Here is a 14,298-nt window from a genome sequence, read left to right as displayed (position 1 = left end):
CGAGTGGCCGCTGCGTGTTCTCAGACCGGTGATCCTTTCTCGTGCGCATCTGCAGGCAGCCGCACCGTCACGGTGGTCCCGGCCCCCGGGCTGCTTTGCACCAGCGTTTCACCCCCATGGGCCTCGACAATGGTGTGTACAATGGCCAGTCCCAGGCCGGTGCCGGACGGTTTGGTCGTAAAATAGGGATCGAAAATGTTCTGCAGATCCTGCTCCGCAATCCCTTTGCCGGTGTCGGTAATCCTGATGGCAAGGGCCCCGGATGCCACCTCCCGTTTGACGGCGACGCGTATCACCCCATTTTCCCCCATCGCCTCCATGGCGTTCAGATACAGATTCAGGAGCACCTGGTTGATGCGGTCACGGTCGAGGCTTATGGGCCGGTCCATCGGTTCTAAGTCCGTTTCGATGCGGATTCGCCGCCTTTCCGCCTGATCGCGCACCGTTTCGAGCGAGCGGAGCACCAGGGCCCCGATGTCGGTCGGCTCCCGATGCAGGGCCGGCGGGCGGGCGAATTCCAGCAGTTGGGAAATCACGCGGTTCAGACGGTCGACTTCCTGGATCATGATGTCCGCGGTCTTGCGGTCGGCCGGATCCTCGTGGTGCCTTTGCTTGAACCAGGTCGCGAATCCTTTGATGGAACTGAGCGGATTCCGGATCTCGTGGGCGACCCCGGCCGCCAGTTTGCCGACGGATGCGAGGCGCTGGCTTCTGGCGACCTCCCGTTTGAGGTGCTGGATTTCCGAGAGGTCCCTGAGAACGATCAGGACACCGAGGGGGGTGCCATCATCTCTTCGAAGCAGGGTTCCCATCACGTCGCAGGGCAGGGGCCCGTTTTGCTTTGAGGGGAGCGCCACCTCCTGTTCCATCGGCTGATGCGTTTCGGCGACGGCGTCGACGACGGTAAGCAGCGCCTCCGGGAGATGCTCCCGGGCTGGCTTGCCGAGCATGTCACGGGTCTGGACTCCGAGCATACGCCCCGCAGTTTGATTGACGGAGGTGAACCGGCCGTCGGGGTCGACCGCAATGAGACCGACAGGCATCCGCTCGATGAGGTGCCCGGTGAAGGCCTGAACGCTCGACAAGGCGGTTCGGGTGGACCGGTAGGCCTGCGCGAGAAAGAGCAGAGACATCGCCGTCAGCCCGATGAGGAGAAGGATGCCGGCCGTGACAACCGTGTGCCGCAGGTCGTCCTCCCTGGCGGCTTCGATGGGGCCCATGTCGAGTCCGACAAAGACGATCTGGCGGCTTCCGGGAGCGGGGTCGCCGCCTTCCAGGTGCGGCCGGCACCAGTCGGCCTGGGGAGCATCCGGATGCCGCAGACCGTTCCGCCCGGGGCTGTGGCGCATGAAGTGCCCTCTGGCGGACCGTGTGGGGGAAAAAGGGCGGAACACCTCGAAGACGGGGGAATCCTCTCCGGGAGGGCTCAAGCGGCGCCAGTTCAGTTCCTGAGAGGCGGCGATACCGGCAAGGTCCAACCCGGCTCCGTATGCCTCCCCGATCCGCGCGGAATCGCTGTGGGCCAAGATTCGCCCTGTTTCGTCCGTGATCATCAGGTAGTGGATATCGGACTGCCGGGCGGTTTCCACGAGCAGTCGCTGGACCTGCATTCCGCCCCATTGCTGCCCCATCATACCGGTGCGTGCCCCTGCCTCGAAGGAGCGGATCAGGGCCTCCCCCTTTTCCAGGAGCAGCTCCGTCGTCAGCTCGTTCCGCCGCTGGATGGTCTGAAGGGTCAAGAAGACGAAGAGGGGGGCCAGAATCACCAGGACCCCGAGAATGATCCAGGGGGGTGTGCCTGCCCAGAACCCGCCTTTGGGCCGTTGAAGTGCCATGCAGAAGCCTCAATCCGTATTCATGGGATGGGTTCCCATCCGGAAAGGGTCATTTTTAGTCAATCTCAGCGTCAATCTGCACGTGTGTCTGTCCGGCGGCCACCAGGTCGCCTCCTTACAAACGCTTGAATTCCTAATGCTTGGCCAAATTAAAATCCACCCTGCAGGGGTGGGGCTGAGCATCCGAAAGGCGTGAAGAAACCGGGACCCGCCGCGAAGCGGTGGGACCGAGCACGGGCAGCTTGTAAAGTAAAATCCTCATTTCCGGATTGGAAAGGGGGTTCTGCCGGGATATCATTCCCGGACGGCACGATCTATGGATTCGCCGATCGCTCCAACACGCGCAGCGCCTTCGGTAGGGGGGCCGTTGCCCCCGGCTGTCTGCAAACACAAGCAAATTCTAGGCCAAAGGGTTGACACATCGGGAAAAGGCGAAGTCCTTCCCGGCAGCGATACACCTGTTTCGCCTGGAAGCGGCTGTGCCTGAAGCGGATGCTTACCCCCTTCCTCATTTCCGGATGGACGCTTCTCAGAATCCCGGACGGAGGCCGATGAAAAGATCTCCAAGCAACGCCGGAACAGGGTATGGGTATTTTTTAGCCAGTGACTCGAGTCGAATAGTATAAAAGATATCCACTTTGTGCAAGGGCGTAGGCTGAATGCTGCGCATGACGGTACGGTTCCGCCGCTCCGGAAGGCTGTTTTTTTTAGCAGGAACCGCCATGAACGGCTTTCCAGGTCTTCCAATGGCGGCCGCAAAGGCGTATAAGGGGGCGTAATTCATTTCCTCGGGCGGCGGAAAATCGGAACGGTTTTCCGGGGCCGACCCGCTTTCCAGATGGGAATACGGGGAAGAGTCTGCCGTCCGAATGATTCCATAAACAATACAAGCAGATAGGAGGTTCGAGATGAAGAAAGTGATGGTGGTCGGGTGTGGAGCCTATATGGACAGTGGCTATGGCTGTCCAGGGGAGTGGCGTTGTCTGAAAGCGGCCGTGATGGGCGAAGGCAAATTCGATGAGCCATCGCAGGTGGTCGGATTCGTCAAATGCGAATGCCCCGGCCGCACAATCGTCCCGAATATCGGAATGGCCATGAAGCTCTCGGAGATCAAGCCGGATGAAATCTATTTGAGTTCATGTCTGGTCAATGCCAAGCCAGGTTGTCCCTATGCCAGTGCAGAAGAAATGGCGGAGGCGATCAAGGGCAAGACCGGTATCCCCGTCAAGCTCGGGACGCACGAATATCATTAGTCTCCAATCCGGAAATGGTCTTTTTGCCCAATCTCTGCGTCAATCTCCCCGTTTGCTTGTGCGGCGACCACCAGGTCGCCTCCGCGCATCGGCTTGATTTCCTTGATCTTGGCCAAAAATCCTCATTTCCGAGTTGGAAACTACTTGGATTTCAAAGCCTTATTCCCGGATGGACGCTCATTGAGCAGATGTGCATTGGGTCCAGAGACGGTTTCTCACGGGACGATCCGCAGGGACAACCGCAGATTCAACGCTTATCGGGGGAGTTCCCTTTGTTTGCTTCGATCCGCGGACTCGCCGGTTTGCCCGCCCGATGTTCATTTGATTCGGGCACCGGGTCCGGCGTAACCCGCAGAAAAATGTGAGGCATGAAAGGTACCGTCGTGCTGCCGGACGCCTATTTTTGGATGGTCTGGAAGTGGCCCCGAGTGTTTTCCGGCCTCTGAAAACGATCGGCCGCCCGCTCGAAGCCGGGCGGCCACCCTGCACACGGGGTTTTTGCGCGGGATTTTCCGGCTGATTTCCCGAAGCAGCGGGGCGGTTTTTTTATCCAACAACCCTTCAAAACCTGTTCAGATCCATGGATCACCCGCGGCCTTTCAGAGGTCGATGAATCTCAGCCCATGCAATTCGCGCTCTCTGGCCGCGATCTCTTCCTCGACCGCCTCGATCGCAAGCAGCTGATGGGGCCTTACGGAATGGGCGGGCAGGGCCCTTTCCCTTTCCTCCAACTCTCCCTTCAGGCGTTCCAGTTCATTCTCGATCGCAGATCTCCTCTGCGCCAATGCGTCGGCGGCCCTCCGCACTTCCTGGACGAACCGCTGGACTTTTTCGATGTCTTTTTGAAAGCGGACGGGTCTGTCGTCCTTGCCGGCCGCGTTGGTCCAAGTGCAGCTGTCGGCACCTGCCGGACTTACGCTCATGACGGCGTCATAAACGTTGTCGGGCGAGAGTCCTCCAGCCAGGATGACCGGTATGGCGCTTTGCCAGACGAGGTAGCGCGACAGTTCCAAGTCCGGCACCTGCCCCGTGATGCCGATGAACCCTTCGACCGGCTGACGGCCGAGCCAGGTGTCGATCAGGAAGAGATCCGAGGAGGATTCCAGTTCCCTCGCGATTTCGAGTGTGGGAAAGTCCGCGGATCGTCCGGGCAGGGGAACGGGGATGGAGCGGATGATCGCGACCTGGGGCGCAGATTCCTTGATCCGTGCCTGCAACTCCATGACGGGTTCGAGTGGAACGATCTCCAAACTGGGCTTTACCAGCGCCTCGCAGAAATGGAGATAATCCGGCTGGTAGTAGTCGATGGTTCGCAGGAGGGTTTCTTCGTGATCGAAAAGCGGAATGATGCTGCTTTTGGCGCCCGCCGCCCGGGCGATGCGGGAGACTTCCCTCAGGACGGGATCCTGGAAGTCCTCCTGCGAGAGGATGACCGTACCGATGTGATCGACGCCTGCTGCGAGGCATCCTTCCGCCTCTGCGGGGGTTTGAATCTCGTAGATCTGAGTAATCATGACCGCGACGCACCTCCTGACGATAGGTTTATTGGTTCCAATCCGGAAATGGTCTTTTTGGCCAATCTCGGCGTCAATCTGCACGTTTACTTGTGCGGCGACCTGCAGGTCGCCTCCGCGCAAACGCTTGATTTCCTTTATATTGACCAAACCAGGACCCGCCGCGAAGCGGTGGGACTGAGCACGCGTAGCGTGTGAGGAAAATCCTCATTTCCGGATTGGAAACGGGGTTCTGCCGGGAAATCATTTCCGGATGGAAACGTATTGAGGGGCGGAATCCGTATCCGGGTCGAGGAGGCCCCTGGGCTCCATAGATGCTTACAGATGGGAACGAAGGTAGCGCCTATCGGACCGGGAATCAAGCGGTAAAAGCGCACAACACCAGGGCGGAGTTGACAGGCGGATGTGCGACGGCCTTCCTTTTTGGGCTCTGTTGACAGGATGCACTGGATCCGTCCTGGAATTTCGTTTCGTGCAGGGGTTGGTGTTCCGTCTGGACGCGCCTCCGGGATCCGATTTTTTTATTGATAATCATGGGGAAAAGAATAGAATAAAAAATTTGATTTCATTTCAGCAGGACCCTGTTGCTGAGCATCGAGGAGACGAGGAAGGTTTTGAAAAACGAACGGATACGCAATGTCGCCATCATCGCCCACGTGGATCATGGCAAGACGACCCTGGTGGATGCCATGTTCAAGCAAAGTGGCCTCTTCCGCGAAGGGCAGCTTCTGGACGAGCGGATGATGGACACGATGGATCTCGAGCGGGAACGCGGCATCACCATCGCCGCCAAGAACTGCTCCGTCGAGTGGAAGGGTGTCAAGGTCAACATCATCGACACTCCCGGCCATGCCGATTTCGGCGGAGAGGTCGAGCGCGCCCTTTCGATGGCCGACGGGGCGTTGCTGCTGGTGGACGCCTCCGAAGGACCGCTCCCCCAGACGCGGTTTGTGCTCAAGAAAACTCTGGAGGCGGGTCTCAAGGTGATCGTGGTCATCAACAAAATCGACCGGAAGGATGCCCGGCCGAAGACCGTTCTGGATCAGATCTATGACCTCTTCATCGACCTCGGGGCCAGTGAGGAGCAGTTGGAGTTCCCCCTCCTGTATGCGGTCGGCCGGGAGGGCGTGGTCAAGGAGCGGCTGGAGGATCAGGCAGAGAACCTGCACATTCTCTTTGACACGATACTGAAAGAGATCCCCGCACCAGCCACTGATGCCGGACAGCCTTTTCAGATGCTCGTTGCGGATCTCGGCTATTCGGATTATCTTGGGCGCCTGGCGGTCGGCCGCGTGGTGCACGGCGTGGTGCGTCAGAAGGAGAGCCTGGTCTGCATCGGCGAAGACGGAAAGGAGAAGGCGCTCAAAGTCGTGACCCTGCAGACCTATCAGGGAATGGGTTTCAAAGAGGCGGAGTCGGCCGAGGCGGGAGACATCATTGTCCTTTCGGGGATCGAAGAGGTGAAGATCGGCGACACCATTTGCACCCGTGAGGCTCCGAGAGTCCTGCCTCGCATCCGGGTCGACGAACCGACGGTGAGCATGAAATTCACCATCAACACCTCCCCTTTCTCCGGCCGGGAAGGACGATACGTGCAGTCCAGCAAGATCCGCGAACGCCTCCTCAAGGAAACCTTGCGCAACGTCGCCATCCGGGTGGAAGAGACGGAAGACAGGGAAAGCTTTAATGTCAAGGGGCGTGGGGAATTCCAGATGGCCATCCTGATCGAGACCATGCGAAGGGAGGGCTTCGAGTTCTGTGTCGGGCGGCCGGAAGTGATTTTCAAGACGGAGGGGGGGCAGCGGCTCGAGCCCCTGGAGCGGCTCTTCATTGACTGCGACGAGGCGTATATCGGGGTCGTGACGGAAAAGCTGAACATCCGCAAGGGGCACCTGGTGGATCTCGCCAATGCCGGGCATGGCCGCGCGCGTCTGGAATTCAGTGTCCCCTCGAGGTCTCTCATCGGTTACCGGGATGAATTCCTGACCGATACGAGGGGGACCGGCATCATGAACGCCTACTTCGATGGATACGGCCCTTATCGCGGCGTTTTCCCCACCCGTTTCACCGGCTCCATCGTCTCGGACCGGCAGGGTATTTCGGTGGCCTACGCCCTTTTCAACCTGGACCCGCGCGGCCGCCTCTTCATTCCGCCTGGAGTCGCGGTTTACGAAGGGATGATTATCGGAGAACACAACCGCGAGAACGACATCAATGTGAATCCGTGCAAGGAGAAGAAGCTTTCCAACGTGCGTGCGGCCGGCAAGGACGAAAACATCATCCTGACGCCGCCGACTCCTATGCCTCTCGAAAGGGCGATCGATTTTATCCGGGAAGACGAGTTGGTCGAGGTGACTCCCAAGTCCATCCGCCTCCGGAAATGGGTGCTTTCGGCCCAGGATCGGCATCTGGTCCGGGCGGCGGAGAAAAAGAACCGGGCCGCCTGAGGCCGGAGGCGCGCGTTTTCTGGGGGCCGGCCTGCGAGCGGACCCGGGGTCGCGTTTTCCATCCATGGAAGAAGGCACCTCTCCGTGTTTGAAAGGGTCGAGTCGGACCGCGTCCGGAAGAAGGCTCCAGTGGGAACCGGGGGCAGTGCATGATACCGATCAGGGACAACATCCGTTCCAGGACCTATCCGGTTGTCAACAGCCTGCTGATCGCGGCCAACGTATTGGTCTACCTGATCCAAATGGCGCAGGGGCCCTGGCTCGACCGTTTTATCTTCCTGTATGGGCTCGTGCCGGCGCGTTATTCGATTCCGGAGGTGAGCGCCCACTTCACCTTCGTCGAACAGGCCCTGCCCTTTCTCTCCTTCATGTTCCTTCACGGCGGCTTCTGGCACTTGCTTGGCAACATGTGGTTCCTCTATATTTTTGGGGACAACGTAGAGGACAACCTGGGACCGTTCCGTTACCTGGTGTTCTATCTGCTCTGCGGGCTTTCTTCGGGCCTGAGTCATTTGTTCATCAACTTCCATTCCCAGATTCCCACCGTTGGTGCGAGCGGGGCGATAGCAGGGGTGATGGGGGCCTACTTTCTGCTGTTTCCGGGCTCCCGCATTCTGACGGTGATCCCGATCTTTTTTATTCCTTATTTTATTGAAATACCCGCATTTTTCTTTCTGGGAATCTGGTTTTTGATCCAGTTCATCAGCGCCGCCGGTACGCCAGCCCACGGCGGGGGGATCGCCTGGTGGGCGCACATCGGCGGTTTTGTCTTCGGGATGATTCTGCTGAAAATTTTTCAGCGCCTGCCAGCGACGGGGTTCAGCAGGGAGGTGCGCCGGAAGACCGCGAAGCAGACCAGCCACCGTTTGCAGGTGATTCATCCTGTGGGTTCGGGAGAGGAGCCGCATCTCTATGGGACCGTCACCATTACCGCGAGAGAGGCCGAAGAAGGGGCTCACAAGATCGTCAACATCCCGTGGGGGTATCAAAAGCGTCCGTTCAGGGTGACGATCCCTGCAGGTGTGCAGGCCGGCACCTATCTGCGTCTTGCCGGCCTCGGGAAAAGAATCGACACCGAACGCCGCGGCGATCTTTTTCTGAAGGTCCAGATCGAGTGATTTAGCTGCCGGAGACCAATCCTCTTTTGCGATTGGAGACATGAGGGTGCCTGTTGATTTGCCGTAGAGAATCTTTTCGGGGCGGAGGGGGCGGTGACGGATCTGATCTTTCTTGGGACAGGGGGCGCCTGGAGGGTGCCGGAGCTGAACTGCGATTGTTTCATTTGCCGGGAGATGCGGCGAAGGGGGGAATCGCGGGGAAGGACCGCGCTGCTCCTGAAGGGGGAAAGACGCCTTCTGATCGATTGCGGTCCGGATATCTCCGAACAGCTTTCCCGCCATGAGATCGGGGGTCTGGATGCAGTCCTGATCACCCATGAGCACGGCGATCATTATCTAGGTCTCGATGAGCTGTTTTCTTACAAGCGAACGGTGCCGAAGGGGAAGTACCGGTCCATTCCCGTCTATATGACGGCCCCCGCCTGGCAGATCGTGTCGCGGCGGTTCGGCTATCTGGTAGACTTGGAGGTCATACGGCCGGTGATCGTGGTGCCGGGATGCTGGGAAAGGGCGGCGGACTTCGCCATTTTTCCGTTCAAGACGGAGCATGGGGCTTTCGCGGCGGGTTCAGTCGGGTATCTGATCGAGGTGCCGGAATCCGGCGGGCCGCCCCTGCGTGTAGTCTATCCCTCCGATTTCATGACGCTCCCGGATGTGCCGTCCGAACTGCTGCAGCCGGACTATCTGGTGATGCAGTCTTTCTGGCTGCATGAACCCACCCGCAATCGCCCCCATCATATGAGCCTCCAAAGGGCGTTGGATTACATTCGGCTTCTGAATCCCCGGCGGGAGACCTTTCTGGTGCACATCGGTGACGGGGATTTTGTCCCGGGTGACCCGGCCAACGGCATGGCCAAGAAAGTTGCCCCAAAAGAGCCCCTTCGGGCCCCGAACGGAGGGGATCCCTATCCCGTTCCGCGCTGCCAGGCCGAGTGGCAGCAAGTGGTGGACCGGATTACGGCAGACTACGGACTCCCGTCCCGTGTGACCGTGGCTTTCGACGGCCTGCTCCGTCCGCTCTGAACCGTTGGGCAGGAAGATGGCCTGTCTGTGCGTCCCCCTGTGCTGGGCCCGTCGGCTCCTCCTAGCGTGGGTGGCCTTTGTCATGCGCCCCTGAAAAAGGGGTTGAACCGTTTTTCCTGGCCGATGGTGGTGTGGGGGCCGTGGCCCGGATAAACCCGCAGAACATCCCCTAAGGGGAAGATTTTTTCGGTGACGCCGCGGATCAAGCCGGCGTGATCCCCGCCAGGGAAGTCGGTGCGGCCGATGGAGCCCGCAAAAAGGGTGTCCCCGGTGAAAACGGCGCCGGGGGCCAAGAAACACACCCCGCCCGGTGAATGACCGGGGGTATGGATTACGGAAAGCGTCAACGTGCCCACACCTATCTGTTGTCCTTCATGGAGCGGGCCGTCAGGCGGGAATTCGAGCGCAGGCGCGTCCGCGGGGTGGATCAGGACGGGGGCGCCGGTGATCTTTTTGAGTTCCTTCGCCCCCCCAGTGTGGTCGAAATGTCCGTGGGTCAGAAGAATCGCAGTAATTTGCAGGCCGCTCTGCGAAATTTCTTTTGTAATCCTGAAAACCTCGTCCCCTGGATCGATCACTGCGCCTTGAAACGTTTTCTTACATCCGAGGATGTAGCAGTTTGCCTGATAGGCGCCGACCGTCATCTTTTTCAACATGAGATCCCTTTCTGATTCTTTTGTGGCATCCGTTGGCTGTTGTCCATCCAGAAACGGTCCTCTCTTCCAACGGCTTCGCCACGCGGTCCCGCCGCAAAGCGGTGGGGCTGAACACGCGCCGCGTGTGAAGAAACCGGGACCCGCCCCGCAGGGGTGGGACTGAGCACCCGAAGGGTGTGAAGAAAAATCCTCATTTCCGGATTGCAAACTTGGTCATAATGGGCCATCTTTCGCGGATGAAAACCAATGATCGATTGGAGCAGGAGCCGCCTCTTTGCCAAAAACCGGCTTTGGCCCAGGTCTTCTTCGCTGCAGAGCCGGTTCTTGTCTCCTGACGATCTGCGAAGATTTCCGACATCCAATTTATAAAATATGTCTTGAAGGGCTTAAATCAAGGTGCGTGGCGTCTGCTTCAGAGGCACTTTTTCCGGTCACTGGACTATTTCCCCAGGAAAAGCGGGAATGGGAGTCCCCTTTGCGGCCCTTAACGGCGCCGAAGCTGCGCATGTGTTTTTCTGCGGATGCGTGTCCTGGCGGTATCGTTCAGGAACGGGATTTCGGAAAGGAAGGGTTATCTGTGTCTCATGAATTTCCTGTCTTTTTAAATCAAGCGGAGAGCACGTCGTTTCTGCAAGATCGACGAGTTGATTGCTCAATCATCTGGATGAGCTTCGTTTAGTGGCGAAAATGAAGTTTCCATCCGGAAGTGGTCTTTTTGGCCAATCTCGGCGTCCATCTGCCCGTTGGTTTGTGCGGCGACCTGCAGGTCGCCTCCGCGCAAATGCTTGATTTTCTGGATATTGGCCAAAATGGGACCCGCCCCACAGGGGCGGGACTGAGCACGCTCAGCGTGTGAAGAAAAATCTTCATTTCCGGAGTGGAAACCGGGTTCTGCCGGGATATCATTTTCAGATGGATACTAATGGGGTATACCTATTGATGATTTTCTGAGGAGTATGATTATCATGAAAAAAACGCTGCAGATGCGAAGATTGAGATCGGAAGAAATCGGCATTTTCCGGATGATAATGATGAATATGTTGTATAATTCACCGGATCCTTATGCGACGATTATGTATCCGATTGATATTGATCCTTTTAATAAGCTAATAGACGAATTCAAAAAATCTGGAAAATCTATCAGTCTTCACGCAATATACAATAAAATGTTTTCGATTGTTATTTCTGAAAATCCAATTGCCAACCAAATGATTTTCGGTAATAAGGTTTACCAAAAGGAAGGCGTTCATATTGCGAATGGATTCTTGCTGCCTGGGAGTAATGAGGTTTTAGTGCCTTTAATTATGGAGAACTGCCAGTTGAAGTCTTTGGAGACGATTCAACGAGAGCTGAAACGTACGATGATTTCAAAGGCAAAAGAATTCTCAACGCCACCCAAAAAGTTGAATGTGCAGATCATGGGGATGATGATCAGGTTAGGATTCACTAAATTGATCGGTGAGAAGAAATTGTTCGAAATGGGGTTTGAAAAGGGGGTGGTTTCAAATATTTTCTTTTTAAATCACACGTTTAAAAATCCTTCGACTTTCATTTTCATTAAGCCGGTGATCGGTAATGTGCCCGTTAGGATACATGCACACTCACCGGTCCCGCATCTTTTTCTGGAAAACAATCATGTGAGAGAAAAACATGTCGCTTTGTTTAGCGTGACGGTGGACCACCGGATAGGGCACGGTTTGCACATGCAGGAAATAGGCGAATCTCTTCAAAAGATTGCGGCTGATCCGGAAAAATTTCTTCTGTAGATGTCTCTTGGGCCTATGGCGAAACCCATGCTTCAGGTGTGATCCAACGACGGGCGGTTGACTTGTGCTGACACGGGTGTTAGTTTGGTTTAACAAAATTATGATTTTTTTGCCGCTGCAAATCCGAACCAGTGATCATTCCAGAACTTGCGTCACGCTGCAACGCCCGGGGGATTGTTTTGTCTCGGGAAGGGTTCCCGAGGTCGTGTCCTGATGATCTCATCGACTAAAGGGCCGCTTGTTTTCTGGTGAGCGATTTGCTTCCGGTGTTCATCTGGGTTTCAGTCTGAAGGCGGGAGAAGGTCATGAAAAAAACGCTGTTTGGACTTGTGACAGCCTGGATCATCTTAGCCGCGGGATGCGCCGGGCAGCCACCGTTGCCGCCAGGCTATGATTTCGGAAAGAATGCTCTTGTCATCCACGTAAAGACCGACAAAGAAATCCTGCCTGTGCAGGACAGAGAGGCCCTTCTCAGCCTTTGCGTTCTTCAACTGAATGAAACCGGTGCATTCGAGCGGTATGCCGATGAACCTCACGGCCTCGAAACCCTAAAGGAATGCGTCCTGATGCCGCCAGGGGGTGTTTACGCGAAAAAGCTCGGCATTCGCCCGGGGCAGGACTATACCTTTGTCCTGGATCGAGCTCAGGGCTCGCGATTCGTTGGCTTGGTGGCCGGTTATGCAGGTTTGGGTAAATCGGCTACGGTTCGTCTGTTCGAGATCCCCCTCGTCGAGATCAAGAAAGGCTGGATGCTTCGCAGGTCCTTGCAGGAGACGGATCTGGTGATTCGTTTGACGTTGGGGCGGGCAGGCATCGAGAGCGCCGAGACCGCTTCACACGGTGACTGATCTGCGGGCCTGCCGTCCGGTCAGCGGTTGAGTCCGCGCAGGGATCATTCGGGCGGCCTGCAAACGCCGCAGCGGCGGCATTTCCCGACCTCGCAAATGTCAGACTCCTCCTCCGCCATTGCCAGGCGGTACTCACGGAGCAAGTGCTCCTTGCTGATGCCGTGTTCGACGAAGTCCCACGGTAAAATCTCATCGAGGGCCTTCTCCCGCGATACGAAGAAGTCCGGGTTGATTTCCGATTCTTTCAAGGCCTTTTTCCAGTTGCCGTCCGAAAGGTGCACATCCATGAGGATACGCGATACCCGTCGGTCCCCCAGGGCCAGCAGCGCCTGGATGTAGGCCCAGCGGGGCACGTCGAACGTCGCCTTCACGCCCCCCTCGCGTGCAAATGCCTGTTTCAGCCATGCCTGTTTTTTCTTGAGTTCACGGACCTCTTCGAGGTTGAACCATTGAAAGGGTGTGAATGGTTTGGGGACGAAGCAGTTGATGCTCAGCCGCATCGGACGCAGGGTGCCCCGTGGCGCGGAGGCCTTGATCATCTGGTGCTTGATGGCTTTGACCAGGCGTACCATTTCGGAGAGGTCTTCCTGGGTTTCGGTCGGCAGGCCGATCAGGAAGTAGAGCCGCAAGGCGAAATCGGACGTTTCGGCGATCGAGCGCGCTGCGTCGAGGATTGCCTGCCGAGAGAGGTGCTTGTTGATCACCCGGCGAAGCCGCTCTGAACCCGCTTCGGGGGCGATGGTCACGGTTTTCCGGCCGGCAGCCTTGAGGTGCGCCAGTAGAACGGGGGTCAATGCATCGGCACGCAGCGAAGAAGCGGAAAAGGAGCCGCCTCTTTCAAGGATGAACGCCGTGAGCGCCTCGATCTCGGGCAGGTCGTTGACGCACGGGGCCAGAAGGCCGATCTCCGCATGATCCGTGAGCACTCCCTCGATGCAGGTGCGGAGGTCCTCGATTTTGTGCCAGCGGGGCGGGCGGTACACATACCCCGCGGCGCAGAAGCGGCAGGAGCGTCCGCAGCCGCGGCCCAGTTCCACCAGGGGGCGCCCGCCGAACTCGGTCTCCGCCGTGATGATTTGTGAGCGGGCCGGGGGCGGCGTCAGGTTCCTGCGCCTGCCTACGGTTATCTTAGACGGGACGGCGTCGTGGTTCGGGCTGAACGACGCGATGCGCCCGTCTCCGCTATAGGCCACGTCATAAAGAGAAGGGACGTACAGGGACGGGACTCGAGTGGCGAGTTCCCTGAGGGTTTCGCCGCGCGGCGTTCCTTGGCGCAGCGAATCCACGAACAGGTCCAGGAAGGGTTGGAGGGTCTCCTCGGCCTCCCCGAGGAGGAAGAAATCGATGAAGTGCGCCAGCGGTTCCGGATTGAGAAAGGTGGTGACGCCTCCTGCCATGACGAAAGGATCGGTGTCGCGCCGGTCCTCGGCGGCCAGTGGCACCTTGGCCAGATCGAGGATCTGCAGAATGTTCGGGTAGTCGTTCTCGAACGGGAGGGAGAAGGCCAGGAGATGAAAGTTCCTGACCGGTGATTGCGATTCGAGCGAGAGGAGCGGTCTGCCTGTTTGACGGTAAAGCTTGATCTCCGGGCCCTCCGGCAGGAAGACCCGTTCCGCCAGCACGTCCGGTCTCAGATTCATCAGCCCGTAGACCGATTGAAATCCGAGGTTGGACATACCGAGGCGGTAGGCATTGGGGAAGGCCAGAGCGATGGCACAGCGTCCTCCCCAATCCTTTCCGATCCAGCCCTTTTCCCCTGCAAGTTTTCGGCGGTATAGGGAAATCAACTGGTCCGCCATGGCGGTCTCTCTCTCCGGAGCATCTCTGATCGGCCCTGG

General features: G+C 57.8%; 11 protein-coding genes. 6 read left to right on the top strand and 5 right to left on the bottom strand.

Features of this window, described 5'->3' with window-relative positions; translation table 11 throughout:
* Positions 1-20: 20 nt before the first annotated feature.
* Positions 21-1,835 (bottom strand): ATP-binding protein, encoded by a 1,815-nt coding sequence (locus H567_RS0109040; protein WP_028321156.1) that lies wholly within the window; start codon positions 1,833-1,835, stop codon positions 21-23.
* A 908-nt stretch (positions 1,836-2,743) separates the two neighbouring features.
* Between H567_RS0109040 and H567_RS0109025 the strand changes: the two genes are divergently transcribed.
* Positions 2,744-3,088, top strand: coding sequence for a CGGC domain-containing protein (locus tag H567_RS0109025; RefSeq protein WP_028321153.1), 345 nt, complete (start codon positions 2,744-2,746; stop codon positions 3,086-3,088).
* 599 nt (positions 3,089-3,687) lie between these two features.
* Here the strand turns inward: H567_RS0109025 and H567_RS27095 are convergent.
* Positions 3,688-4,602, bottom strand: coding sequence for a phosphoribosylanthranilate isomerase (locus H567_RS27095; protein WP_153306110.1), 915 nt, complete (start codon positions 4,600-4,602; stop codon positions 3,688-3,690).
* Between the two features lie 614 nt (positions 4,603-5,216).
* Here H567_RS27095 and typA point away from each other — a divergent pair.
* From typA to H567_RS27090, 3 genes are all read left to right on the top strand, one after another.
* The gene (gene typA, locus H567_RS0109010; RefSeq protein WP_028321152.1) at positions 5,217-7,049 is read left to right on the top strand and encodes a translational GTPase TypA; all 1,833 of its coding nucleotides are present in this window, start codon (positions 5,217-5,219) and stop codon (positions 7,047-7,049) included.
* Positions 7,050-7,198: 149 nt separating this feature from the next.
* Entirely contained in the window at positions 7,199-8,167 is a 969-nt protein-coding gene (locus H567_RS0109005) for a rhomboid family intramembrane serine protease (protein WP_028321151.1), read from the top strand.
* Positions 8,168-8,260: 93 nt separating this feature from the next.
* A complete protein-coding gene (locus H567_RS27090; RefSeq protein WP_028321150.1) occupies positions 8,261-9,190 on the top strand; it encodes an MBL fold metallo-hydrolase in 930 nt (309 codons plus the stop codon).
* Positions 9,191-9,270: 80 nt separating this feature from the next.
* On the opposite strand, the gene H567_RS0108995 is transcribed toward H567_RS27090, so the two are convergent.
* Positions 9,271-9,846: an MBL fold metallo-hydrolase gene (locus H567_RS0108995; RefSeq protein WP_028321149.1), complete on the bottom strand. Its 576-nt coding sequence runs from the start codon at positions 9,844-9,846 to the stop codon at positions 9,271-9,273.
* 652 nt (positions 9,847-10,498) lie between these two features.
* Positions 10,499-10,654: a hypothetical protein gene (locus tag H567_RS28460; protein ID WP_153306109.1), complete on the bottom strand. Its 156-nt coding sequence runs from the start codon at positions 10,652-10,654 to the stop codon at positions 10,499-10,501.
* A 157-nt stretch (positions 10,655-10,811) separates the two neighbouring features.
* Between H567_RS28460 and H567_RS0108980 the strand changes: the two genes are divergently transcribed.
* Positions 10,812-11,612, top strand: coding sequence for a 2-oxo acid dehydrogenase subunit E2 (locus tag H567_RS0108980; RefSeq protein WP_161626585.1), 801 nt, complete (start codon positions 10,812-10,814; stop codon positions 11,610-11,612).
* Positions 11,613-11,917: 305 nt separating this feature from the next.
* Entirely contained in the window at positions 11,918-12,460 is a 543-nt protein-coding gene (locus H567_RS23965) for a type VI secretion lipoprotein TssJ (RefSeq protein ID WP_051184654.1), read from the top strand.
* 44 nt (positions 12,461-12,504) lie between these two features.
* Here the strand turns inward: H567_RS23965 and H567_RS0108970 are convergent, their stop codons facing one another.
* Entirely contained in the window at positions 12,505-14,259 is a 1,755-nt protein-coding gene (locus H567_RS0108970) for a radical SAM protein (RefSeq protein ID WP_028321146.1), read from the bottom strand.
* Positions 14,260-14,298 lie beyond the last annotated feature (39 nt).

It is taken from the genome of Desulfatiglans anilini DSM 4660 (genome assembly GCF_000422285.1).
In the GTDB taxonomy this organism is placed as follows: domain Bacteria; phylum Desulfobacterota; class DSM-4660; order Desulfatiglandales; family Desulfatiglandaceae; genus Desulfatiglans; species Desulfatiglans anilini.
This window is presented reverse-complemented; position numbering and strand designations above follow the sequence as displayed.

Bases quoted from the DNA above. Each gene is read 5' to 3' on its own strand.
- H567_RS0109040 (WP_028321156.1), bottom strand. From the start codon at position 1,835: ATGGCACTTCAACGGCCCAAAGGCGGGTTCTGGGCAGGCACACCCCCC.
- H567_RS0109025 (WP_028321153.1), top strand. From the start codon at position 2,744: ATGAAGAAAGTGATGGTGGTCGGGTGTGGAGCCTATATGGACAGTGGC.
- H567_RS27095 (WP_153306110.1), bottom strand. From the start codon at position 4,602: ATGATTACTCAGATCTACGAGATTCAAACCCCCGCAGAGGCGGAAGGA.
- H567_RS0109005 (WP_028321151.1), top strand. From the start codon at position 7,199: ATGATACCGATCAGGGACAACATCCGTTCCAGGACCTATCCGGTTGTC.
- H567_RS0108995 (WP_028321149.1), bottom strand. From the start codon at position 9,846: ATGTTGAAAAAGATGACGGTCGGCGCCTATCAGGCAAACTGCTACATC.
- H567_RS0108980 (WP_161626585.1), top strand. From the start codon at position 10,812: ATGAAAAAAACGCTGCAGATGCGAAGATTGAGATCGGAAGAAATCGGC.
- H567_RS23965 (WP_051184654.1), top strand. From the start codon at position 11,918: ATGAAAAAAACGCTGTTTGGACTTGTGACAGCCTGGATCATCTTAGCC.
- H567_RS0108970 (WP_028321146.1), bottom strand. From the start codon at position 14,259: ATGGCGGACCAGTTGATTTCCCTATACCGCCGAAAACTTGCAGGGGAA.